This is a genomic window from uncultured Methylobacterium sp. (genome assembly GCF_964242245.1).
Classification (GTDB): Bacteria; Pseudomonadota; Alphaproteobacteria; order Rhizobiales; family Beijerinckiaceae; genus Methylobacterium.
In genome coordinates, this window is record NZ_CAXTBY010000006.1 from 39,973 (window position 1) to 62,843 (window position 22,871).

Sequence of the window (22,871 nt, forward strand, 5' to 3'; positions counted from 1 at the left end):
AGGGTGGCGGACCGCCTCTCTCCTGCCAGCGGCGTGCCAGTTTCCGCGCAACCCTAAAACATTGATTTCGCTTCATCATATCTTTCAGGCCACGAGCCGAGGCGGATCTCGCACCGGCCCTTCCGTGCCGCCTCGGCAGGTTCTGCCCGGTCGTTTACCGGGGATTAACCCTGCGGACCGGACTGTCGAGCCGGGCGCCCGGGCGTCGGGGGAGCCGCAGAAGCGATGCGTGTCGAGAACCGTTCCGGGGGCGTCGGCGCGACCTCCGTGGGGACCGCCCGCAAGCCCGAGGCCGGCCGCAGCTTCAGCCTCGGTGCCGAGCCGCCCGCCGCCCGCACGGGTGCGGCGAGCGCCGCCGCGACGCTCGCCGGCCTCGACGCCGTGCTGATGCTCCAGAGCGAACCCGATACGCCCTCCGAGCGCCGCCGCCGCACGGTGCGGCGCGGCAGCGACTTGCTCGACGGCCTCGACCGGCTCAAGGCCTCGCTGCTGTCGGGCCGGGTCGCGACCGACGAACTCCTCGCCATCGCCGGTCGCCTCTCCGAACGGGCGGACGCGTCGGGCGATCCGCGCCTCGACGGGCTGATCGCGGATATCGAGTTGCGCGCGGCCGTGGAACTCGCCAAGGTCGAGGCGGCCCGCGGCGCGTGAGGCCCGGGCCGATCGCTGAACAGGGATCGTCATCACGGCCCGCGGCCCGGATGGCGTCGGGTGCTCCGTTCCACTGTATCCGCCGCCTGCCCGACGCCGGCGCTATTGCCGAGACAAACTTCCGGGCTGTATGACCGGGCTCGCGAATACCGACGAGTTCCGCATGCACGCCGTTCGTTCCCTCGCGTTCTCCCTCGGCCTGGCCCTGCTGGCGGCGTTCGCTTCGGCCGGGTCCGCCGCAGCGGCGCCGCGGTCGGCGCTGATCATCGCCAACGCCGCCTATCCCGACAACGACGCGGTGCTGCCGAGCCCGGTCGCGGACGGGCGGGCGCTGGCCGACGCGCTCAAGCGCAGCGGGTTCACGGTCGAGATCGGGGAGAACCTCGCCCGGGACGGGATGCAGGCGGCGATCGACCGGTTCCAGCGCGGCGTCGAGGCCGACGGGATCGCGCTGGTCTTCTTCAGCGGCTACGGCATCCAGGTCGGGCGCAAGAACTACCTCATCCCCGTCGATGCCCGGGTCTGGAGCGAGGCGGACGTGGCCCGCGACGGCATCGCGGTGGATGCGATCCTCGACGGGATCGGCAAGCGGGGGGCCAGCACCCGCGTCCTCGTGCTCGACGCCTCGCGGCGCAACCCGTTCGAGCGCCGCTTCCGCAGCTTCTCGATGGGGCTGGCGCAGATCCCGGCCGCGCCCGGCCTACTGGCGATCTCGGCGGCCGCGGTCGGCGGCGTCGTCAACGAGGCGGGCGTCACCCGCAGCCCCTTCGTCGCGGAGCTGATCCGGCAGATCGGTGTTGCCGACCAGGATGCCGAGCAGGCCTTCACCGCCTGCCGCGACGTGCTGGCCAAGCGCGCCCGCAACGGCCCGGCGCCGGCCCTGGTCTCGCAGCTCGACGAGCCGTTCTCCTTCGATCCCGACCGGCCGAGGGCGGCGCGTCGCCCCGAGGCGAAGGCGGTCGACGCGTCCGCGCCGGATCAAGCCCGCAGGGAGCAGGAGATCCGGGACGAGGCGGCCAAGGTAGCAGCCAAGGAACAGGCTGACCGGGATCAGGCGAGGCAGGAGCAGGCCAGGCAAGAGCAGGCCAGGCAAGAGCAGGTCAGACAGGAGCAGGCGAGGCAGGAGCAGGTCAGGCAGGAGCAGGTGCGGAAGGATCAGCTCGCGAGCGAGCGCGCGGCCGAGGAGCGGGCCGCCCTCGATCGATCGAGGGCGGAGCGGACCGCGTCGGACGCGTTCGAAGCCGCCCGGGCGAAAGGCACCAAGGCCGCCTACGAGGACTTCCTGAAGCGGTACCCGACCGGGGCGCTCGCGGACAGGGCGCGCACCGAGATCGCGATGCTCGCGCCGCCGAGGGAGCAGAAGGACGCGGGCGATCGCCAGCGGCAGGCGGAGCTCGACGCGCGGATCGCGAGGGACCCTCGCGACGAGGCGGCGTACTACGAGCGCGGGCAGTTCCACGCCCAGCGCGGCGATGCCGCCGCGGCCATCGCCGACTTCGATCAGGCGATCCGGCTCAACCCGCTCAACCCGGAAGCCTACAACAATCGCTGCTGGATGCGGGCGATGGCCGACGAACTGACGACGGCCCTGGCCGATTGCAACCAAGCCTTGAAGCTGCGCCCGGCCTTCGCCGACGCCCTGGACAGCCGCGGCCTCGTCAACCTCAAGGCGGGCGCGTTGCGCGCCGCGGTCTCGGATTACGACGCGGTCCTGCGGCTCGATCCCGGCCGCAGCTCCGCGCTCTACGGGCGCGGCGTCGCCCGCACCCGGCTCGGAGACAAGGCGCTGGGCGGCCGCGACCTTGCGAGCGCCCTGCAGCTCAACCCGGGCCTCGACAAGGAATTCACGGAGTACGGCCTGCGCTGACTTGGGGCGTGAGCGTGAATATGCGGGCTGCATCCGCCGCATCCTCCCGCCGGTGATCAGCACAACCTGCCCCGATCGGTTTCGTTCGCGTGTCGACACGCACGTGCGTCCGCCTCAAAATCTGTCAACACATGTTGATCGGCGGCTGTCGCCGTGTGAAGAAAGCTCAGCGGATTTAGAGGCCGCGGAGCGACTTGGAGGCTCAAATGTTCGGTACTTCGGGCGATATGAGAAAGCTCCTCGGGTTCGGCGCCGTGAGCTTGATGCTGCTCGGCGGCCCTGCCGGAGCGGAGGACGTGAGCGAGGCGCAGATCCTCAAGGCGCTGCAGGCCCCGGCGATGCCGCGGACCCGCAGCCTATCGATCAGCCCTCCGGCCACGGCCGCCCCGTCGGCGGACGCGGCCTTCGTCGATTCGCTGCGCAACAAGCCGACCCGCTCGCTCTCGACGGGCGACCGCGAGAAGCTCGACACGGTTGCGGCGACTAAGCCACAGATCGACCTCGCGATGGAGTTCGACATGAACTCCGACGAGCTGCGCGGCGAGGCCCTCGTCACCGCGAACAAGCTCGGCAAGGCGCTCTCGAACAGCGCGATGAAGGATCAGACCTTCGTCATCGCCGGGCACACCGATGCCAAGGGCTCCGAGAGCGTCAACCAAACCCTGTCGGAGCGCCGTGCGGAGGCGGTGCGGCAGTTCCTGGTGCGCAACTACCAGATCCCGGCGGCGAACCTGATCAGCGTCGGCTACGGCAAGGCGCACCTGAAGAACGCGTCCGACCCGCTCGGGCGGGAAAATCGCCGGGTGCAGGCGGTCAACCTGCTCCAGGTCAAGACCGCCGGCCGCTGATCCGGCGCGCCATCCTCTTCCCGACGTTCGAGACCGGACGGTCCCTCCGACATGCGTGACCACTCTCCCGAAGCCCGGCGGCGCCGTTCCGGCGTGATCCTCGTGGCGATGCTCGCCGCCGGGATCGCGCCGGCCGCGGCGGAGAGCACGCCGGAGGGAACGAGCGTCCTCGGCGTCCGGGCGGGTTCCGCCTGCCTCAGGGAGGAGGTGCGCATCACCGGCTTCGCGCTTCCCCGCGAGGAGGGCGGCGCGAGTCTGCCCTTCGACGGCTACCGGATCAGCGAGATCCTGTCCGCCGAGGGTGATACCGTCACGAGCGGGCAGGAGATCCTGCGGGCGGTGCGCCAGCCCGATTCGGGGCAAGGTGCCCGGCCGCCGGGTCCCGAGAGCGTCTCCGTGCGCGCGCCGATCGCCGGTCGGATCACGCGGCTCGCCGCCCGCGTCGGCATGGTGACGGGCGCGGGGGCGGCCCCGCCTCCCGGTCCCGGCGGCATGCCGGAACCGATGGTGCGGATCATGGGTGATGCCGGCATCGACCTCTTGGTCGACGTGCCGAGCCCCTATGCCGCCAAGATCCGCAGCGGGGCCACGGCCCGGATCGTCCGCGACGACGGACCGGACCTGCGGGGCACGGTGCGCGTGCCGGCGAGCGAGGTCGACCCGAGGACGCAGCTCGGCCGCGCGCGCCTCACCCTCGATCCGCCGAACGCCTTGCGGCCGGGACAGTTCGCCAGCGCCGTGATCGAGACGGCGCGCGATTGCGGCCTGTCGGTGCCGCGCTCGGCGGTGACCTATTCCAACGGCGTGCCCACCGTGCAGGTTCTCAACGGCACCGCGGTCGAGACGCGCAGCATCCGCACCGGCCTCATCGACGAATCCAACGTCCAGGTCCGCGAGGGCCTGTCGGACGGTGAGCCGGTGGTGGCCGACGCAGGGTCCGCGCTCCGCGCGGGCGACCGCGTGACGCCGGTGATCTCCGGCGCCAAGGCGGGACGCGCGCGCTGATGTCGCTCAACGTCTCCTCGCTGGCGATCAAGCGGCCGCTGCCCTCGGTCGTCGCCTCGATCATCCTGCTGGTGCTCGGCTGGGCGAGCTTCGCGCGCCTGCCGATCACGCGCCTGCCGAGCGCGGACATCCCCCTCGTCTCGGTGGTGGTGGCGCAGTTCGGCGCGGCGCCCGCCGAGATCGAGGCCCAGGTGACCAAGACCGTCGAGGATGGGGTCTCGGGCGTCGAGGGCGTGCGCCACATCGCCTCCTCCGTCACCGACGGCCTGTCGGTGACGACGATCGCCTTCCGGCTCGAGAGCAACACCGACCGGGCGCTGAACGACGTCAAGGACGCGGTGACGCGCATCCGCGCCAACCTCCCCCAGAGCGTGCAGGAGCCGCTGATCCAGCGCGTCGACGTGGTCGGCCTGCCGATCGTCACCTACGCCGCGACCGCCCCCGGCAAGAGCCCCGAGCAGGTCTCGTGGTACATGGAGAACACCGTCAAGCGGTCGCTCCAGGACGTGAAGGGCGTGGCCGAGGTGGCCGTGATCGGCGGCGTCACCCGCGAGATCTTGGTCTCGCTCGATCCCGACCGGTTGCAGGCCTTCGGGCTCAGCGCCGTCGACGTGAGCCGGCGGCTCTCGGGCACGAACGTCACCGTCACAGGCGGGCGCGCCGAGATCGGCGGGCGCGAGCAGGCGATCCGGACGCTGGCCTCGGCCAAGACGCTCGACGACCTCGCCGGCACGATGATCACCCTGCCGACGGGCGGGCAGGTGCGGCTCGCCGATCTCGGCCTCGTCACCGACAGCTTCGCCGACCGGCGCACCTTCGCGCGCCTCAACGGCGAGCCGGTGGTGGCGATCGGGATCAAGCGGGCGCAGGGGGCGAGCGACGTCGTGGTGGCCAAGGCCGTCGAGAAGCGCGTCGAGCAGATCCGGGCGGAGAACCCGGACTTCGACCTCAAGCTGATCGACTCCTCGGTGGAGTTCACCCTCGGCAACTACGACGCGGCGATCCACACCCTGTTCGAGGGTGCGTTCCTGGCCGTCGTCATCGTGTTCCTGTTCCTGCGGGACCTGCGCGCCACGGTGATCGTCGCGGTGTCGCTGCCGCTGTCGATCTTCCCGGCCTTCTGGGCAATGGACGCGCTGGGCTTCTCGCTGAACCTCGTCAGCTTCCTCGCGATCACCCTGTCCACCGGCATCCTCGTAGACGATTCGATCGTCGAGATCGAGAACATCGCCCGCCACATGAAGATGGGCAAGCCCGCGCTCCAGGCGGCGATGGACGCCGCCGACGAGATCGGGCTCGCGGTGATCGCGATCTCGCTCACCATCATCGCGATCTTCGCGCCGGCGAGCTTCATGTCCGGCATCGCCGGGCAGTTCTTCAAGCAGTTCGGCATCACGGTCGCCGTGCAGGTGTTCTTCTCGCTGCTGGCCGCCCGCTTCGTCACCCCGATGCTGGCGGCCTACATCATGAAGCCGCACCACGCGGTGGAGAAGCCCCCGGGGCCGGTGCTGCGGGCCTACACCCGCCTCGTGACCCTGTCGGTGCGGTTCTATCCGGTCACGGTGCTCATCGGGCTCGGGTTCTTCGCGGCCTCCATCGCCTCGATCGGCCTGCTCTCGAAGGGCTTCCTGCCGGCGCAGGACACCTCCCGCTCGGTGATGGCGCTGGAACTGCCGCCGGGCTCGCAGCTCTCCGAGACCGAGAAGGTGACGGAGGACGTGGTCGCGGTGATCCGCGGCCTGCCGGAGGTGCGCAGCGTGTTCGTCGACGGCGGGCGGGTGCCCAAGGAGCCGATCGAGTCGCGCCGCGCCTCCTTCATCGTCAACTACACGCCCAAGGGCGACCGCTCGGTGACGCAGCGCGATCTCGAGCGCGAGATCGGCCGCCGCCTGCGGGCCGTGCCCGACATCCGGTTCTACTTCGTCGACGAGAACGGCCTGCGCGCGATCTCGCTCGTGGTCCGGGGCGCCGATCCGCGCACGGTGGCCAACGTGGCCAACGAACTCGCCGGGCAGATGCGGCGGCTGCCCGCCGTCGCCAACGTCATCTCCGGCACGACGCTCGACCGGCCGGAACTCCAGATCCGGCCGCATCTCGATCTCGCCGCCCGCCTCGGCGTGTCGCCGACGCTGCTCGCCGAGACGATCCGCGTCGCCACCATCGGCGATGTCGGCCCGGCGCTCGCCAAGTTCGACGCGGGCGACCGCCTCGTCCCGATCCGCGTCCAGCTCGACGACCGGGCCCGCGTCGACCGGGGGGTGCTGGAGCAGTTGCGGGTGCCCAAGGGCGGCGGCGGCAGCATCCCCCTCTCCGCCATCGCCGAGCTCGACTTCCAGCAGGGGCCCACCAACATCAGCCGCTACGACCGCAAGCGGCAGGCGACGGTGGCCTGCGACCTCGTCGCCAACGCGGCGCTGGGCGACGTGCTGAAGGCGATCGATCAGCTTCCGGTGATGAAGTCCCTGCCCAAGGGCGTCACCGTCGACCAGGGCGGCGACGCCGAGAGCCTGAACGAGCTCGCCGACGGCTTCGCCAACGCGATGAGCGCCGGGCTGATGATGGTCTACGCGGTGCTCGTGCTGCTGTTCGGCTCGTTCCTCCTGCCGATCACGATCCTGTTCTCCCTGCCGCTGTCCCTGGGAGGTGCGGTCTTCGCCCTGATGATCTCGGGCAAGCAGCTCACCACGCCGGTCTGGATCGGCATCCTGATGCTGATGGGGATCGTCACCAAGAACGCGATCATGCTCGTCGACTTCGCGGTGGAGTCGATCCGCCACGGCATGGCGCGCGATGCCGCGATCATCGACGCGGGCCAGAAGCGGGCGCGGCCGATCGTGATGACCACGATCGCGATGGTGGCCGGGATGCTGCCCTCGGCGCTCGCCTTCGGCATCGGCGGCGAGTTCCGCTCGCCGATGGCGCTCGCGGTGATCGGCGGCCTGATCTTCTCCACGCTGCTGTCGCTGGTCTTCGTGCCGGCGGTGTTCGTCCTGGTCTCGGAAGTTTCCGACCGCTCGATGCGGGTCCTGCGCCGGCTCGGCACCCTCGGAAGGCGGCGGAAGCAGGCGGCCTCGACCCCGGAGGGCGCGATGCCGCCGGGCCTCGGTCAGGCGGTCCCGCCGGCATAGGGCCGTTCCCGATCCGGTTGGATCGTGAAGCGGCTCTATGCCATTGTTGTGATGGGCTTTCCCGCGACGAACCGGTGACCACTTCGTCGGAAAGCGCTCCAGGGCGTCCGCCACGCCGGTCGGTGTGCGGCCGATCGCCCGCTCGGGGACGCCATCACCATCCGGACTGCCGGAGATGGCAGGCGGATCAGCGTGCCCGCGGCGCCTTTCCCGGCTCGATGGGATCGTGGATCACGACCGGCTCGACCTGATCGCCCTCGCGCACGAAGGCTCCGGCGCGGATCACCACGAGGTCGGCCTCCGAGAGCCCCGTGCGGATCTCGGCGTTGCCCCCGGACAGCAGGCCGACCGTGACCTGCCGCGCCTCGACCCGCGTGCCGTCGACGACGTGCACGATGGTCCCGTCCGCCTCGTACTGGACGGCCGAGTAGGGCACGCCGACGCCGCAGCGCCGCCCGACCGTGACGATGCCGCGGGCGAAGGTCCCGATCCGCACGTCCGGCGTCGCGGTGAGCGCGATCCGCACCCGACCGACCTGGGCGGCGGCTTCGGTCCCGGATTCGATCCGCCGGACGGTGCCCGCGGTCTCGGGCAGCCCGAGGGGGCGTACCCCGACGGTCTGCCCGACGGCGATCCGCGCGAGGTCGGGAATCGGCACTTCGGCGACCAGTTCGACGGCGCCGCCCGCGACGATGTCGAACAGCGGGCCTTGCCGCGGCGAGGCCGGCTGACCGATGACGGCCCGGCTGCGCAGGAGCGTGCCCGCGACCGGGGCCCGCACAGCGACGAGGGCGCCGGCCTCTGCCGGCCCCTCGATGGGCGCGAGCCGGGCGAGAACTTGGCCGGCAACGACCGCGTCGAGGGGATTGGCCAGCACCTGCGCGACCTTGAACCCCTCGCGTTCCGCCCCGACCTCGACCTGCTCGCGGGCGCTCAGCGTGCCGGTGACCGCGACGCGGTCGGCAAAGCACAGGGTCCGCGCCGGGCGCACGCTCACCGACAGGGTGGCGAGCCGGGCCGGGTCAGTCTCCGCCGCGAGGGCGGAGCCGAAGGCCGCGAGCGCGAGCGCGGCAAGGCGGGCGAGCCGACGATGGGTCGTCGTGTGCGGTCGCAGCGTCCGACGCGGGCTGGGCTCCGGCATGGCGGTCTCTCCCGGTTTCCAGGGGTTCACGGGCGCTGCCGGCCGGGCCGCGACGGCATGATGGCGTCGAGGAGGCCGCCGAGACCGCCGCCTTGACCGTCGCCCTGCTTACCGAAAATGCCGCCGCCGAGATCCTGCAAGCCCTGGATCGCGGCCGCCGGGTCGCGGGCGAGCCCCGACAGGTCGGCCGAGACGGCGGGATTGCTCCACGGGCCGGAGATGCGGATCGGCACGTCGAGGCGTCCGCCGGACCCCGGCACGACCTTCAGCGGCTTCAGGCGCAGGTCCAGGCTGCGCCCGATCAGGTCGACGCTGCCGACGCCCTCGGTGTCGAGGAGGCCGGTCTTGAGCCGCAGATCGTTGGTCACCGCCTGACCGTCGGCGACCGAGACGGTCCCGCCCAGCAGGTCGAGGCGGGTGGCGAGGCCGCCGCCCGCGCCGCCGAGGAGGCCGGCGGCGCGGGCGAGATCGAGCCCGTCGATCCGCCCGTCGACCACCGAGAACTCGCCCGCGCCGGCGGCCGTCCGCACGACATCGCCCGTCCGCGCGCCGGTCGCCTGGAGATCGAGGCGGACGGTTCCGAACCCGTCGAGCCCCTGCACGCCGGCAAGATCGGCCAGCAGCGGGCGCACCCGGATGCGGTTCAGCGACAGGCCGATCTGGTGGCGCCCGGCGCCCGCGGCATCCGGCCCGAGCACGTAGCGCCCCCGCGCGCTGCCCTCGTAGACCGCGGCCGAGACCAGGGCCGCGTCGAGGCTTCCGGCCTTCACCCGCGCCGTCAGACTGAGGCCGGTGAGCCCGACCGGCCCCAGGGCGAGGCGGCCGATCGACAGGTCCGCCTGCGCATCGAACAGGCGGAACCACGCCACGTCCGGAACCAGATCCGGCGGCACGGCGATGGAGAGGACGTTCGTGCCGGCAACCCGCGGCGCAGGGCTGCCGTCCGCGGTGAGCGCGAGGGCTTCGAGGCGCAGCGCGGCCACGAGGCGGGGGATGGCGGTCCGCTCCAGGACGAGGCTGCCGGAGAACGGGGCGCGGTCGATGCTGCCGACGATCGCGTCGAGGTTGAGGGCGGTCGGGGTCAGGCGGGCCGACGCGGTCGCTGCGACCCGCGGTCCGCTGCCCGGGTTCACCGTGAGGCGAACCGGCCGGCCCCCCCCGGCACCCGGCGGGTCGGCCTCCATCACGGCGCCGGCACCGGCGGCGTCGAGGTCGAGGCGGAGGGCGGGCGCCGGCGCGTCGGGCGCGAGGTCGACGGACAGATCGAGGGTCCGGATCGTGAGCGTCAGGGTGTCGTCCGAGGCGGATGGCTGCGCCTGCGCGCCCTTCACCGCCACGCGGATCGCGGCCGGCCGCAGCGCGCCGCGGTCCCGGCCGCTGTCGCCGCCGGGCATCGCGGCGTCCGCTCCGGCCGTGCGCGGCAGGCGGACCGTGACATCCTCCACGGCCGCGTTCCCGGTGCCCGCCCCTCCGAGAAGCAGGGCGACCGGCGCCGCGATCCGCACCCGGCGCAGCGTCGCGGACAGACCCTTTCCGCTCTCCTTGCCGCCCCCCATGCTCACGTCGCCGAGGACGAGGCCGGGCGCGGGATCGAGGGTCGGGGCGAGGCTGCCGATGCGCCAGACCTGACCGGTCTCCGCCGCCAGCCGGCGCTCCAGCGATCCCCGCGTCCATTCCACCAAGGCCGGCCAGGCGGCGGCGGCAACAACCGCGACGACGATCACGCCAATCGGGAGAATGCGAAGCCGCATGGTTCGAGGATCATCAGTCGAGCGGGCCGTGTTGCGCGGCGAAGACGCGCCCCTGCGACGGGGATCTGTTTAAACGACGGCCCTCAAAAACAGTCAAGCTCACGCCGGCGCGAGCAGTCGCGTTCCGCCTCCCGCCCGCAGGGCGCAGGAAGGACGCAGGACCGGACGCGATACCCGGCACCCTCCCTCCTCGATCGGCGGCCCTCACGCGATGACCGGCAGCAGCAGCCGCGAGGGCCGATCCGCGCCGTGGCGGATCGCGAGCACGATGATCGCCGCCTCCGGGGCCGCAATCGCCTCCGGGCTCGCGCCGGTGCCCGGATTGACCGCGAAGGCGGGCCATGCGGCAGCCTGGAGCGCGAGGCGCAGGCGCTGGCCGGGATGCAGCGTGCAGCACAGCGCGCGCATGGCGATGCGGCGGGCGCCGGGCGCGGCGGCATCCGTCACGCGCAGGTGCCCGGCGGTCAGCGTGATCGCGCGGCCGTCCGGCTCTACCACGGAGAGCGTCGCGTGCAGGTCGTGGCTCGGCGAGGCGGTCTCGACGTGAACCTCGACGGCGACGCGGCCGGCGAGCCGGCAGGGCGCTGCCAGGACTGCGCCGGTGTAGACCGCGACGTCGCTGCGGTCGTCGAGGCCCGCGCGATCCTGGTATCCCGGCGGCGTGCCCCAGGCGCCGCCGAGGATCGGCGCGGGCCGCCACGGATCGTGGACGAGGTGATCCGCGCCCGGCGGCCCGGGCTCGGGGGCCAGCCGGCCGCGCGACGCGGTCGCGGCAAGCCCCTCCGAGGCGAGGTGAAGGGCACCGGGCTCCGGGTCCGGCCAAGCGGGGAAATCGACCCAGGCCCGGAGGCCCACGTCGAACAGCCGCACGGCCGGCCCCGGCTCGCCCCGTCCCTTCAGCACGTGGTCGAGGAAGGCCGCGGTCTCGCTATCGACCGGCGTGGCCGCCTCGGGCCCGAGATCGAGGGCGCCCACCCGCCTGCCCCACGGGGCGTGCGTCCAGGGGCCGACGAGCAGCCGCTGCGGGGCCGGGCCCCGCGCGAAGGCGGCGTGGGCGGACAGCGTGCCGTCGAGGAGGAAATCCTGCCAGCCGCCGACGTGCAGTCCGGGGACGGCAGGGTCGGCCCCCGCGAGCACCCGCGCCGGCGCGATTCCGTCCCAGTAGGCCGCGTCGTCGGCCAGCCAATCCGCGTAGTGCTGGTCGGCGGCGTAGCGCGCCAGCACCGCGGGCCGGGCCGGGACCGGCCCCGTCCACGGGGCACCGCGGGCCGCGGCGGCGAGCGCGGCGAAGGCCTCAGCGTCGCCGCGCAGCCGCGCGACCTCGGCGCCCATCTGGCAAGCCCAGCCGATGTTGCCGGCCAAGCCGAAGGCGCCGCCGGTGAAGGCCCAGTCGTCGCGGATGTCCCAACCGCCCATCGCGGGCACGATCGCGTCCGGCCGCTTGGTGCCGGCCCGCAGCGCCCCGGCGAGCGCCAGGAACTGCGTCACCGCCTGATAGCTGAAGCCGTAGGTCGCGACCTGACCGTTCCCGCCGGCCAAGTCGGCCGCCCAGGCAAGCGTCGCGGCCCCGTCCTCGGCCTCGTGCTCGAACAGGCGGAAACGCCCGCCGCTGCCGCCGCGCCCGCGCACGTCCTGCACGGCGACGACGTAGCCCCGCGCGGCGTACCACGCCGGGTGGGCCAGCGTGATCGTCGAGGCGATCGCCCGGCCGTAGGGCTGGCGCATCAGCAATACGGGGTAGCGGCCGGGGCCGGCGGGCCGGTAGATGTCGGCGACGAGCCTCACGCCGTCGGGAAGCGTCAGGGTCGCGGTCTCGGGCCCGGCGACCGGCAGCAGCCCCTCAGCGTCCATCGAAGGCGGTCCCCGCCGCGAGGTGCGCGAGGGGGAACGCCGAGACCTCCCGCGTGAGCCGCACCAGCGCGCGGGCGGCGCGCTCGACGAGGTCCGCGCCGCGCCCGGCATCCGCCGCCGCCGCGTTGCCGCTGACGCCGGCCGGGTGCAGGTCCTGCGCCATCCATCCGAAGCCGACCCGGCCCTCGGGCGTCAGCAGCCCGCCGGCCGCCTCCAGGGCGACCGAGAGCGGCACGAAGTCCCGGGCCTCCTCCATCCGCACGAGGTCCGGGTGCAAGTGGCGCATCGCGCTGGTCTCGATCTCGCCGCCGTGGATGCCGTGGCGGCGCTCGGAGGCGGTGAACAGGTCGTCCGTCGCCGTGATGCCGCCCCAGCCGCAGCCGACCGCGAGCATGCCGAGCCGCACGCGCAGCGCGCGGATCACGATCTCCATCACCTGCGGCTGGCCGCCGTGGCTGTTGAGGATCAGCAGCCGGCGGCAACCCGCCCGGTGCACGCTCTCGGCGGTCTCGATCCAGAGGCGGGCCAGGGTCTCGTGGCTGAGGCTGAGCGTGCCGGGATAAGCCACGTGCTCGTCGGACTTGCCGATGGGCAGCATCGGCAGGACCAGGGCCGGCAGGTCGTCGGGCATCAGCGCCACCGCGCGGGCGACAATGCCGGCGTTGATCGCCGCATCCACCCGCACCGGCAGGTGCGGCCCGTGCTGCTCGACCGCGGCCACGGGCAGGATCGCCACCATGTCCGACCAGTCGAGCCGGGCGAACTCGGCCGTCGTCAGGTCCCACCACCAGCGCGAGGAGGCGCGCGCGCTCACGGAGCCTCCGCCGCCCGCAGGGCCGCGTCGGACCGCGCCAACTCCGCCTTGGCGATCTTGCCGGTGGGCGTCATCGGCAGCTCGGACACGACGACGACCGCGAGCGGCGCGAGGTCGTAGGGCACGCAGGCCGCGATGGCCGCCTTCAGGGCCGACCCGTCGAGACTCGCGCCGGGCTGCGGCATGGCGAAGGCGACGGGGCGCTGGCCGAGGGCGTCGTGCGCCACGCCGACCAGGGCCGCCTGCGCGACGCCGGCCTCCGCCATCAGGGCCTCCTCCACGTCGCGCGGATACCAGAGCCGGCCCGCGACCTCGACGAGCTCGGCCCGGCGGCTGCGCAGCGTCACGTGGCCGTCGGCGTCGAGGAGGCCGAGGTCGCCGGTGCGCAGGCGGCCGCCGCGCGTCGCCTCTTGCGTCTTCTCTGCCCTGTCCCAGTAGCCGGCCATGAAGCCGCCGGTCACGGTGATCTCGCCGATCTCGCCGGCCGGCAGCGCGCGGTCGTCGGGGCCGAGGATCGCCACCTCCTTGTCGGGCAGCGGCGGCCCGACCCGGCCGAGCTTGCCGTCGTCGGGCTCCAGCTCCGGGTAGCCGAGGCCGACGAAGCCGCCGAGCTCGCTCTGGCCGTAGCTCTCGACGAGCGGGAGCCGCATCGCGTCGCGCCACGCGGCCTTCAGCAGCGGCGGCACCGGCCCGCCGCCGGACAGGCCGAGGCGCAGGGCCGGCGGAGGCGCGCCGCGCCTGCGCGCTTCCCGCAGCACGTCGTCGAGGATCGGCGGGTTGGCCACCAGCATCGTCGCGCCGCGGCGCGCGAGCGCGTCGTAGCCGCCCTCCTGCGTCCAGAACCGCATCACGTTGATGCTCGCGCCCACCGCCAGCGGCGGCAGCAGGTTGGCGACGAGCTGGTAGGAGCTCGACAGGGCGGAGGGGCCGAACGACACGTCCGAGGAGCGCAGCCGCAGGCGCTCGCCGATGCAGCGGGCCGCGCGCACGGTCGGCTCGTGGGCGAGGCACGCGCCCTTCGGCCGGCCGGTGGTGCCGGAGGTGTAGGACAGGTGGGCGATGGCCGATTCGTCGCCGGGATCGGGGGGCGCCGGCAGGGCGGCGGCCAGCAGGTCGGGCAGCGGGAGCGCGCCGTCCTGGGCGCCGTCCATGCACAGGCGGTGGCGCACGCCGGTCGCTGCCGCGGCGGCGGCGACCTGCGCCTCCATGTCGTGGGTGTAGATCACGACGCTCGGGGTATGGTCGGCGAAGTAGTCGGTCAGCTCGTCGGCGAACTTCACGTTGACCAGTGCCGCGATCGCCCCGATGCGCCACGCGCCGAGCATCGCCACGACGTAGTCGAGCCCGTTGTGGGCGAAGACGGTGACGCGGTCGCCCTTGCGCACGCCGAGGTCGTGGAGCGCGCCGGCCATCCGCTCCATGGCGTCGACGGCCCCCGCGTAGGTCAGCCCGCGGTCGCGGTCGACCCAGTGGAAGGCCGGGCGGTCCGGGTGCCGCTCGGCGCCCAGCGTCACGAGGCGGTGCATCAGCATGGGGCTTCCTCCGATCTCATACCAGTGGCCCTTGATGCTGACGCCTCAAGGGCCGCCCGCCGCACGGGCGGCGACGCGCGTTCGCGCTTGCCAGCGGCCGATCGCCGAAAGCGGCAATGTATACGGCCATTGGTCTCAAAGACCCGCCATGCGCGCGCGCACCGTGCCGAGGAAGGCGCGGCGCTTCGCGTCGGTGGCGACGTTCATGTGGTAGAGCGCGAGGTAGTCGGCCCGCGCGCGCGCCGCCGCGAACCAGCGCAGGTAGCGGGTCACGAGGCGCCGCGGCGGATCGGACATCGCGATCGCCGTCCAGCGCGGCCGGCCGTAGGTGACGATGCCGACGATCCGCCCGATGTTGTCGAGCGTCGGGCGGACGTGGCGCGGGTCCGAGAGGTCGAAGGCGACGCCCGGCATCATCAGGCGGTCGACGAAGCCCTTCAGCATCGCGGGCGGCCCGAAGCACCACGTCGGGAACTGCAGCACCAGCACGTCGGCCGCCTTGAGGCGGGCGACGTAGTCCTCCAGCCCGTCCCGGTTGCGCGCGACGTCGTGGTAGTGGCGGCGCCCCTCCGCGGTGAGGACCGGGTCGAAGCCCTCCGCGTAGAGGTCGAGGAGGTCCACCCGGTGGCCGGCCTCGGCGAGGCCCGCCAGCGCCGCCGCGCGGATCGCCCCGTGGAAGCTCTCGGCCAGCGGGTGGCAGTAGACGTAGAGGACGGATCGCGGGGCGCTCATGCGGGCGTGAAGGTCCGCATCTTGCCCGGGTTCATCAGCCCGCGCGGATCGACCGCCCGCTTGAAGCCGAGCTGGTCGACCTCGGCCCGCTTGTGGCGGGTGCCGTCCTCCAGGGTGTAGACGTGCGGGTTGGCGATCCAGACGCCGCGCGCCTCGTGCGCGGCGATGATCGCGTTCAGGCGCTCGGGCGTCGTGAACTTGAGCAGCGGGAGGCCGGCGTAGGTCAGTTGCCCGGCGAACTCGATCAGCTCCAGGTGGATGACGATCTCGTCGGGAAACAGCGCCGCCATCTCGGCGACGCTCTCCATGAGCCGGTCGGCCGGGTGCAGGCTCTGGAGGTAGGTCCAGGAGCGGTCGGTCTTGAGGACCTGAAGCGTCGTGTGGTTCCAGGTGTACTCGTAGAGCGGGACGCTGCCCGGCGCATCGTCGAGGGGCCGCTCCAGCGTGATCCGGCCGCCGCCCGCGGCGATCCGCGCCCGGAAGGCGGGCAGCGTCTCCTCCGAGATCATCGCGATCAGGATCGCCTGCCCCTCGGGGCAGACATTCTTGAGCGGCGTGAACCATTGCGGCAGCGGCCACGCGATCGGCGTGATGAGCTTCTTGCCGATCGCCGCGTCCTGTCCGACGGCCAGCCCGCACGCGGCCGCCGCCAGCACGTCGTCGAACACCGCGACGACGTCGATCCAGGGCCGGACCGGCGCCAGCGGCATCTCCAGCGCCGTGATGATGCCGGTGGTGCCGTAGGCGTGCGCGACGCCGTTCACCGCGTCCCCGGTCAGTTCGAGCACGCGCGGCTCGGGCTCCAGCGTCACCACGCGGGCGGCGCGGATGTTGCCGCGCTCGCGCAACTGCCCGTACCTGACCGAGCCGATCCCCCCCGAGCCCCCGGCGACGAACCCGCCGATGCTCGCCGTGCGCTTGGTCGAGGGATGCATGCGCTGCTCGAACCCGCTCGGGCGCAGGGCCTCGTCGAGCTTGTTCATGCGGATGCCGGGGCCCGTGCGGACAACCTCGCCGCGCTGCCATTCGACGGTATCGAGACCGGACACGTCGAGGACGACACCCCCGTGCAGCGGCACGGCCTGCCCGTAATTGCCGGTGCCGCCCCCGCGCAGGGTCAGCGGCACGCCGTGGCGGGCGCAGGCGCCAGCCACGGCGACGACCTCGGCCTCGCTTGCCGCCTCCGCCAGGATGTCGGCCGACAGCCCGTTCAGCTCCGCGTCGAGGATGGGCGAGTACCAGAAGAAGTCGCGCGAGCGCTTCCGCACGCGGGCCGGGTCCTCGACCAGGACGACGCGGCCGGCGAGGTCGGCCTTCAGGGCGGCCAGGGTCTCGGGCGAGGGGCGCGCGTGCCCGTCCTTCGCAGCCTGGGTCATGTCAGGGCCTCGCCGTGAGGTTCATGGAGGTTTGCAGCTTCGACATGACGTACGCGCCGGCGTTGACCGGCTCGAAGCGCGCCGGGTTCCCGGCATCGCAGCAGCTCGGCAGGCAGGCGACCTCCGCGCTCTCGTTCGGCCCGGTGAAGGCGACCATCGACAGCCGCGCCGTCGAGCCCGTGAGCCCGCGGTCCGGGTTGGAGACGCGGTGCAGCGTCGAGCGCCAGCGTTCGTTGGTCCAGCGCGACATGAGATCCCCGACGTTGATCACGAAGGAATTCGGCACGATGCCGGCCTCGTGCCACCGGCCCTCGCGGTCGGCGACTTCGAGGCCGCCCGGGGATGCGTCCTGACGGAGGATGGTCAGGCCGCCGTAATCGTGATGCGCGCCGTAGCGCAACTGGCCCGGGGCGGGCGGCTCCGGCTGATCGGGATAATGAACGAAGCGCAGGACGAGCGAGGGGTCGTCGTACCACGGCGCGAAGTAGTCCTCGGGCAGATCGAGCCCGAGCGCCGACAGCGCCGTGAGCCGGCCCGACAGCTCCACGATCGCGCGCGTCCACGCCTCAACGAGGCCGCGGAGTTCCGGCGGCGCGGACGGCCAGACGTTGGGCCTGCCGGTCCCTCCCTCGCGATGCGGCGCGGTGAACACGAGCGCCTCGCACAGGTCGCTCGGCGTTTCCCCCGCGAGCGTCCTGGCGACGCTCTCGATGCCCATCGGCAGGTAGCCGCGCCCCTTCGTCTTCTCGGGGGGGCTGTCGCGCAGCTTGGTTTCGACGGCCTGCGCGAAGTAGCGCTTCATGGCGTCGTAGACGTCGGTGGCGAGCCGCTCCGGAACGCCGTGACCGACCACCACCGCGAAGCCGGTCGTCTCGAAGGCGTGGCCGAAGGCGCGCCCCACCGCCTTCCGGGCCGCGGCGTCGCCCGACGCGAAGGGCGCGATGTCGACGATCGGCAGGTCCATCCTCGTCATGATCGGCTCCTCCCGGTCCTCAGCGCTTGCCGAGGAAGTCGAGCGTGTAGGCCTGTCGCACGTCGAGGGAGGCCGGATACACCCCGGCCTTGGCCATGACGTCGAAGAAGGACTTCCAGCGCGCGTCGGTCATCGCGCCGAGGCCGAGCGCGGCGGCGTCGCCGCCGTCGACGAGCCCGCGCTTCTTCATCTGGTCGATCTTGAACCGGAACAACTCCTCGCCCCCGGTCGGCACGATCTCCAGGATCGCCTTCATGGCCGGCGTCGGGTCGCCGCTCATGCACGCCTCCCAGCCCTTGCGGCTGGCGTCGACGAAGGCTTGCACCGTCTTCCGGTGGGCGGCGATGTAGGCCTCGGTCGCGAAGATCGAGGTGGCGTAGTTGTCGTAGCCGTAATCGGCGAGCAGGACGGAGACCGGCGGCTCCGGCAGCGCCTTGCCCAGCAGCGCGGCGTCCTCCGTGATGTAGCCCTGCTGGACGGCGCGCTTGTCGGCCAGGAACGGGGCTGCGGAGTAGGCGAACGGCCGCAACTGCTCGTCGTCGAAGCCGTAGCGCGCCTTCAGGAACTGCCAGAACTCGTTGCGCGAGAACCCGCCGACCATGATCGGCCGGCCCTTGAGATCGGCCAGCGTCGAGACGCCCTGGCCGGGATGGGCGACGAGGGTCTGCGGGTCCTTCTGGAAGAAGGCCGCGACCGTCCGCGCCTTGATCCCTCTGTTGACGAGGTTGAGCGTCGTGAAGCTCGACCCCATGCCCATGTCGAGCTCGCCCGAGGCGACGAGCAGGGGCATGTTCACGTTGGGGTTGCCGGGCCGAAGCTCGACGTCGAGCCCGGCCTTCTCGTAGAGGCCGGTGGCCTTGGCCTGGAAGAAGCCGCAATGCTCGGCCTCCGGCACCCAGTTGAGGCCGTAGGAGACCTTGTCGAGGGCGAGGGATGGGCAGGCCGCGAGCGTCCAGAGCGCGACGGAGACCGCTGCGGTACGCCTGCTCGCGCCCACCCTCCGATGCGACACGAGGGCCGATGCGCGTGAAACCAAGCCGGCGGACAATGCCCTCGCCGGGCTGAACCTCGTGGATCGCATCCGTACCCTCCACCCTGTGTCTGACACTTGGCGAAACCACACTTGGCAAGATCGTACTTGGCGGAACCAAGCTTGCCGAAACTGCGCTCGGCGAGACGCACAACCTGCTTCGGTGGCGGCTCGGGAACATCCAGGCGGCGCAATCAGGGGCCTGGAGCCGCGATCCGTTTCGACGCGATCGGGCGCGGCCCTAGGCAGCCCGGGTGAGGCGGACCATCTCTGCCAAATGCTCGCTGACGGACAGCGGCGCGTAGCGCGGGCTCTCTCCGGCCCGCAGGCAGGTCGGAACGGTCTGTGAGACATAGTCGCCTCGTCCATCGAAGAAGAACGGAACCGAGTAGCGCTCGCGGCCCGAGCGATTGATGACGCGATGAACGGTCGATCGGTACAGGCCGTTGGTCCAGCGCGGCATCAGATCGCCCAGATTGACGACGAATGCGCCCGGTAGCGGAGGCGCCTCGATCCATCCGTCGCCTTCCTTCACCTGCAGGCCGCCGACCTCGTCCTGCAACAGGATGGTGATCGCGCCCCAGTCCGTGTGGGCTCCGGCCCCGCGCGCGTCCGCACCGGCTTCGGCGGGCTGGGGCGGGTAATGCAGCAGCCTCAGACTGGCGATGGAATCCACGAAGCAGGCGTCGAAATAGGTCTCCTCGACCTCGAGCGACAGCGCGATCGTGCGCATGATCGTGCCGGCGAGGTCCAGCATCCTCGCGTAGTAGCCCTCGACCCGCTCCCGCCAGCCCGGAAGATGCGCCGGCCAGACATTGGGCCCATGGTGCGACCAGCGCGCCTGGACGCGCCAGTCGTCGGCTGGAAGGTCGAGCCCGACCATGAAGCCTTCCTTCAGATCCGCCTGGGCACCCGCTTCGAGCCTCTGCCCGCGCAGTCTCTCGTAGCCGCGGCCGGCGAGGGACAGGTCCGACGACACGGCGCGCTTCTCATGCTCGGCCCGTGCGAAGAAGGTCTCGGCGGCCGCGAGGATGTCGTCGGTCGCCTCGCGGGGGATGCCCGTGTGGGTCGCATAGAAGAAGCCGTTGTGGATGCAGGCGGCGCGCAGGGCCGAGGCGACCTGCTTGCGCTCGGCAGGGTCCGGCGATTTGGCGAGCGAGAAATCGATCAGGGGCAATTGGCTCATCGCATCATCCTCACGGGACGGCAGGGCGGGCTCGGGGGGCTCATGCGTCGTTCGCCCGTCGGGCGCGGGCCTGCGGCTCCCCTCGTCCGCCAGCGGCTGGAGGACGCCGTCCCGGGGGACAGGCCGCACGGCCGCCCTGGGCCGGCCGCCGCGGTCAGCGCCGTCGCGAGACGCCTCATCAGGCCACCTGCTCGTGCGGCATCAGGGTCGGCGCGCTCGGCACCGAGACCGCGGGCACCGTCTCCGCGACCTCCTCCTCGCCGTGCTCGCGCAGGAGCGCGAGCAGGCGGCGGCGCATGATCATACCGGGCCGATCGGAGGGCATGTGGCTCTCGACCTTGCGGCCCATGTCGACGGTGGCGTCCGGGTCGGTCGATTCGAGGATGTCGCGGTCCTCCTCGACGATCACCGCGTCCCAGGCGATCAGCGCCTCGGTCGAGCAATCCGCCTCCGTGTCGTTGCGGTAGAGGATCTGCGCGAGGCGGATGGTGCCGTCGTCGATGGGGGTCGCCGAGTTGAAGATGATGTGGCGCAGGCCCGACGGGTATTCGATGTCGAGCCGGCGGCAGAACGGCATGAACCACTTGTTGCGCATGTGGCGCTTGGTGGTGGGCTCCGTGGTCCCCGAGATGCGGTGGGCCATGGGCGGGTTGGCGATGGTGATGAGCGTCTCCGCCTCGAAGCCGTAATCGGTCTCGGTGATCTCGTACTTCTCCGGGATCGGCTGGTCGATCTGGCCGAAGGTGTTCTGGTGGACGAACGCGAAGTGCGCGTTGTCGAACGAGTTCTCCATCAGCCGCAGCGGCGAGGTCTTCCAGATGTCGTGGAACTGCTGGATGCGGCGGTAGCCGGGCATCGTGTCCTCGGGGATCACAGGGATGTCCGCGTAGGGCTCCTCCAGGCAGACCCAGGCGTAGCCGTAGCGGGCTTGGCAGTGGTAGGACCGCACGGCGAGCCGGGGCACGACCTGCTCGGGGGTGAATTGCGGGATGCGGGCGAGCGCCCCCGAGCGGTCGTAGGACCAGCCGTGGTAGCCGCACACGATCAGGCCGGCCTCGCACCGGCCCTTGGAGAGCTTGGCCGTGCGATGGCAGCAGCGGTCCATCAGCGCCGCCGGCTCGCCTTCGCCGTCGAGGAACAGCACGATCCGCTCGCCCATCAGCGTGAACGGCTTCGGGCCGTCCTGGAGATCGGTGATGCGCAGGGTCGCGTACCAGTAGTGGCGCCAGAGCTTCTGTCGGGTGGTCAGCATGCAAAGTCTCCTTCGATGATGCCCGGCGTGAAGCCCTCCGGCACGGTGGTGGACGCGCTCACGCGCGTTCGACGTTCCCCCAGGAGCCGAGCGCGAGGCGGCTCAGCCCGCTCATGGCGAGGAACAGGAGGATGCCGGCGGCCGTGATCAGCGACAGCGCGGCGAACATGCGCGGGATGTCGAGCTGGAAGCCGGCCTGGAGGATCTCGTAGGCCAGCCCCGCGCTGCGCCCGCCGGTGCCGGCGACGAACTCCGCCACCACCGCGCCGATCAGCGCCAAGCCCGAGGAGATGCGCAGGCCCGCGAAGAAGTAGCCCAGCGCGCTCGGGATGCGCAGGCGCAGGAGCGTCTGGAGGCGGCTCGCCCGGTAGACCCGCATCAGGTTGACGAGGCCCGGATCGACGCTGCGCAGGCCCACCGTGGTGTTCGAGATGACGGGGAAGATCGCGATGATGGTCGCGCAGATCACCAGCGCGACCTGCGTGTCGCGCACCAGGATGATGATCAGCGGCGCCACCGCGACGACGGGCGTCACCTGGAGCATCACGGCGTAGGGGAAGAAGCCGCGCTCGATGAAGCGGCTCTGCACGAACAGGAAGGCGACGAGGGTGCCCAGCACCGTCGAGGCCAGGAACGCGATCAGCGTCACCCGCAGGGTGCTCCACAGCGCCCGCAGCAGGTCGGGGCCGTTCTGACCGAGCGAGGCGGCGACGGCGGAGGGCGCCGGGAACAGGTACTCGGGGATCGCGAAGCCCCGGCAGACCAGTTCCCACAGGCCGAGCGCGCAGATCCCGACGACGACGGGCGGCATGATCGCCTGGAAGCGGGGCGAGCGGGCGAGCGGCGTCATCGGACGGCGGCAGCGGTCGTCGGATCGCTCGCCAGCGACGCCTCGGTCAGGATCGTCGAGAGCTGCTTGCAGGATTCCGCGAAGCGCGGGCTCCGGCGGAAGGCGTCCCCGCGCGGGTGCGGCTCGTCGATCGTGATCTGCGAGAAGATGCGGCCGGGCCGCGCGGCCATCACCACGATGCGGGTGGACAGGAACACCGCCTCGTAGATCGAGTGGGTCACGAACAGCACGGTGAGCGAACGGCGCCACCACAGATCGACGAGGTCGGCGTCGAGCCGGTTGCGGGTGAATTCGTCGAGCGCGCCGAAGGGCTCGTCCATCAGGAGCAGGTTCGGCTCGGTGACGAGGCCGCGGGCGATGGCAGCCCTCATGCGCATGCCGCCGGAGAGCTGACCCGGGTACTGCCTGCCCTGCCGTCCGAGGCCGACGAGGTCGAGGGCGGCCTGCACCCGGGGGGCGGCGTCGGCCCTCGAAACGCCCGCGAGGTCGAGGGGCAGGCGCACGTTGCCCGCGATGCGCAGCCACGGCATCAGGGTCGCGTCCTGGAACACGACCGACATGCCCCGGCCGGCGGCGCCGACGCGGTCGAAGCCGCCGCGCCACCACAGCAGGCGCCCGTCGCTCGGTTCGTTCAGGTTGGCGACCAGCGAGAGCAGGGTGCTCTTGCCGCAGCCGGACGGACCGATCAGCGACAGGAACTCGCCCTCGCGCACGGTCAGGTCGATGGGCGCGAGGGCGCGGGTGCCGTCGGGAAACACCTTCTCCGCCGAGAGCACCTCGACGGCCGGCGCCGCGTCGGCGGCGGGCCGCGTCATCCGCTCGAATGCCGAGGACGCGGCGGGCGCCGCGAAGCGCCTTGCTTGCAGCAGGGCCGACATCGCGCC

18 protein-coding genes are annotated in these 22,871 nt (G+C 72.2%); 5 read left to right on the forward strand and 13 right to left on the reverse strand.

Annotation, left to right across the window (positions count from 1 at the left end):
• Window positions 1-225: 225 nt before the first annotated feature.
• The 5 genes from ACFE8Y_RS02970 to ACFE8Y_RS02990 all read left to right on the forward strand — a co-directional run bounded on the left by ACFE8Y_RS02970 (window position 226) and on the right by ACFE8Y_RS02990 (window position 7,499).
• Window positions 226-651 carry a flagellar assembly protein FliX gene (locus tag ACFE8Y_RS02970; protein WP_375462896.1) on the forward strand — a complete coding sequence of 142 codons (426 nt, stop codon included), beginning with the start codon at window positions 226-228 and terminating at the stop codon, window positions 649-651.
• Between the two features lie 163 nt (window positions 652-814).
• A complete protein-coding gene (locus ACFE8Y_RS02975) occupies window positions 815-2,518 on the forward strand; it encodes a caspase family protein (RefSeq protein ID WP_375462897.1) in 1,704 nt (567 codons plus the stop codon).
• Between the two features lie 227 nt (window positions 2,519-2,745).
• Window positions 2,746-3,366, forward strand: coding sequence for an OmpA family protein (locus tag ACFE8Y_RS02980; protein WP_375462898.1), 621 nt, complete (start codon window positions 2,746-2,748; stop codon window positions 3,364-3,366).
• A 51-nt stretch (window positions 3,367-3,417) separates the two neighbouring features.
• Window positions 3,418-4,371 (forward strand): efflux RND transporter periplasmic adaptor subunit, encoded by a 954-nt coding sequence (locus ACFE8Y_RS02985; RefSeq protein ID WP_375462899.1) that lies wholly within the window; start codon window positions 3,418-3,420, stop codon window positions 4,369-4,371.
• Entirely contained in the window at window positions 4,371-7,499 is a 3,129-nt protein-coding gene (locus ACFE8Y_RS02990; RefSeq protein WP_375462900.1) for an efflux RND transporter permease subunit, read from the forward strand. The genes ACFE8Y_RS02985 and ACFE8Y_RS02990 overlap by 1 nt, the downstream gene beginning before the upstream one ends.
• Window positions 7,500-7,686: 187 nt before the next feature.
• Here ACFE8Y_RS02990 and ACFE8Y_RS02995 read toward each other — a convergent pair whose 3' ends face one another.
• From ACFE8Y_RS02995 to ACFE8Y_RS03055, 13 genes are all read right to left on the reverse strand, one after another.
• On the reverse strand, window positions 7,687-8,640 hold the full coding sequence (locus ACFE8Y_RS02995; protein ID WP_375462901.1) for an efflux RND transporter periplasmic adaptor subunit: 954 nt from the start codon (window positions 8,638-8,640) through the stop codon (window positions 7,687-7,689).
• A gap of 26 nt (window positions 8,641-8,666) precedes the next feature.
• Window positions 8,667-10,391 (reverse strand): AsmA family protein, encoded by a 1,725-nt coding sequence (locus ACFE8Y_RS03000; RefSeq protein WP_375462902.1) that lies wholly within the window; start codon window positions 10,389-10,391, stop codon window positions 8,667-8,669.
• A 204-nt stretch (window positions 10,392-10,595) separates the two neighbouring features.
• Window positions 10,596-12,242 (reverse strand): CocE/NonD family hydrolase, encoded by a 1,647-nt coding sequence (locus tag ACFE8Y_RS03005; RefSeq protein WP_375462903.1) that lies wholly within the window; start codon window positions 12,240-12,242, stop codon window positions 10,596-10,598.
• Window positions 12,232-13,056 (reverse strand): creatininase family protein, encoded by an 825-nt coding sequence (locus ACFE8Y_RS03010; protein WP_375462904.1) that lies wholly within the window; start codon window positions 13,054-13,056, stop codon window positions 12,232-12,234. The genes ACFE8Y_RS03005 and ACFE8Y_RS03010 overlap by 11 nt, the downstream gene beginning before the upstream one ends.
• Window positions 13,053-14,588 (reverse strand): class I adenylate-forming enzyme family protein, encoded by a 1,536-nt coding sequence (locus tag ACFE8Y_RS03015; RefSeq protein WP_375462905.1) that lies wholly within the window; start codon window positions 14,586-14,588, stop codon window positions 13,053-13,055. The genes ACFE8Y_RS03010 and ACFE8Y_RS03015 overlap by 4 nt, the downstream gene beginning before the upstream one ends.
• Before the next feature lie 135 nt (window positions 14,589-14,723).
• Complete coding sequence (locus ACFE8Y_RS03020; protein WP_375462906.1) at window positions 14,724-15,320, reverse strand: NAD(P)H-dependent oxidoreductase; 597 nt, start codon at window positions 15,318-15,320, stop codon at window positions 14,724-14,726.
• Entirely contained in the window at window positions 15,317-16,696 is a 1,380-nt protein-coding gene (locus tag ACFE8Y_RS03025) for an FAD-binding oxidoreductase (protein WP_375462907.1), read from the reverse strand. The genes ACFE8Y_RS03020 and ACFE8Y_RS03025 overlap by 4 nt, the downstream gene beginning before the upstream one ends.
• 1 nt (window position 16,697) lies before the next feature.
• Window positions 16,698-17,669 (reverse strand): isopenicillin N synthase family dioxygenase, encoded by a 972-nt coding sequence (locus ACFE8Y_RS03030; RefSeq protein ID WP_375462908.1) that lies wholly within the window; start codon window positions 17,667-17,669, stop codon window positions 16,698-16,700.
• Between the two features lie 19 nt (window positions 17,670-17,688).
• A complete protein-coding gene (locus ACFE8Y_RS03035) occupies window positions 17,689-18,666 on the reverse strand; it encodes an ABC transporter substrate-binding protein (RefSeq protein ID WP_375462909.1) in 978 nt (325 codons plus the stop codon).
• A 274-nt stretch (window positions 18,667-18,940) separates the two neighbouring features.
• Window positions 18,941-19,885 carry an isopenicillin N synthase family dioxygenase gene (locus tag ACFE8Y_RS03040; RefSeq protein ID WP_375462910.1) on the reverse strand — a complete coding sequence of 315 codons (945 nt, stop codon included), beginning with the start codon at window positions 19,883-19,885 and terminating at the stop codon, window positions 18,941-18,943.
• Window positions 19,886-20,063: 178 nt separating this feature from the next.
• The gene (locus tag ACFE8Y_RS03045; RefSeq protein WP_375462911.1) at window positions 20,064-21,137 is read right to left on the reverse strand and encodes a Rieske 2Fe-2S domain-containing protein; all 1,074 of its coding nucleotides are present in this window, start codon (window positions 21,135-21,137) and stop codon (window positions 20,064-20,066) included.
• A 58-nt stretch (window positions 21,138-21,195) separates the two neighbouring features.
• A complete protein-coding gene (locus tag ACFE8Y_RS03050; RefSeq protein WP_375462912.1) occupies window positions 21,196-21,987 on the reverse strand; it encodes an ABC transporter permease in 792 nt (263 codons plus the stop codon).
• Window positions 21,984-22,865 (reverse strand): ABC transporter ATP-binding protein, encoded by an 882-nt coding sequence (locus ACFE8Y_RS03055; RefSeq protein ID WP_375462913.1) that lies wholly within the window; start codon window positions 22,863-22,865, stop codon window positions 21,984-21,986. The genes ACFE8Y_RS03050 and ACFE8Y_RS03055 overlap by 4 nt, the downstream gene beginning before the upstream one ends.
• Between the last annotated feature and the right edge of the window lie 6 nt (window positions 22,866-22,871).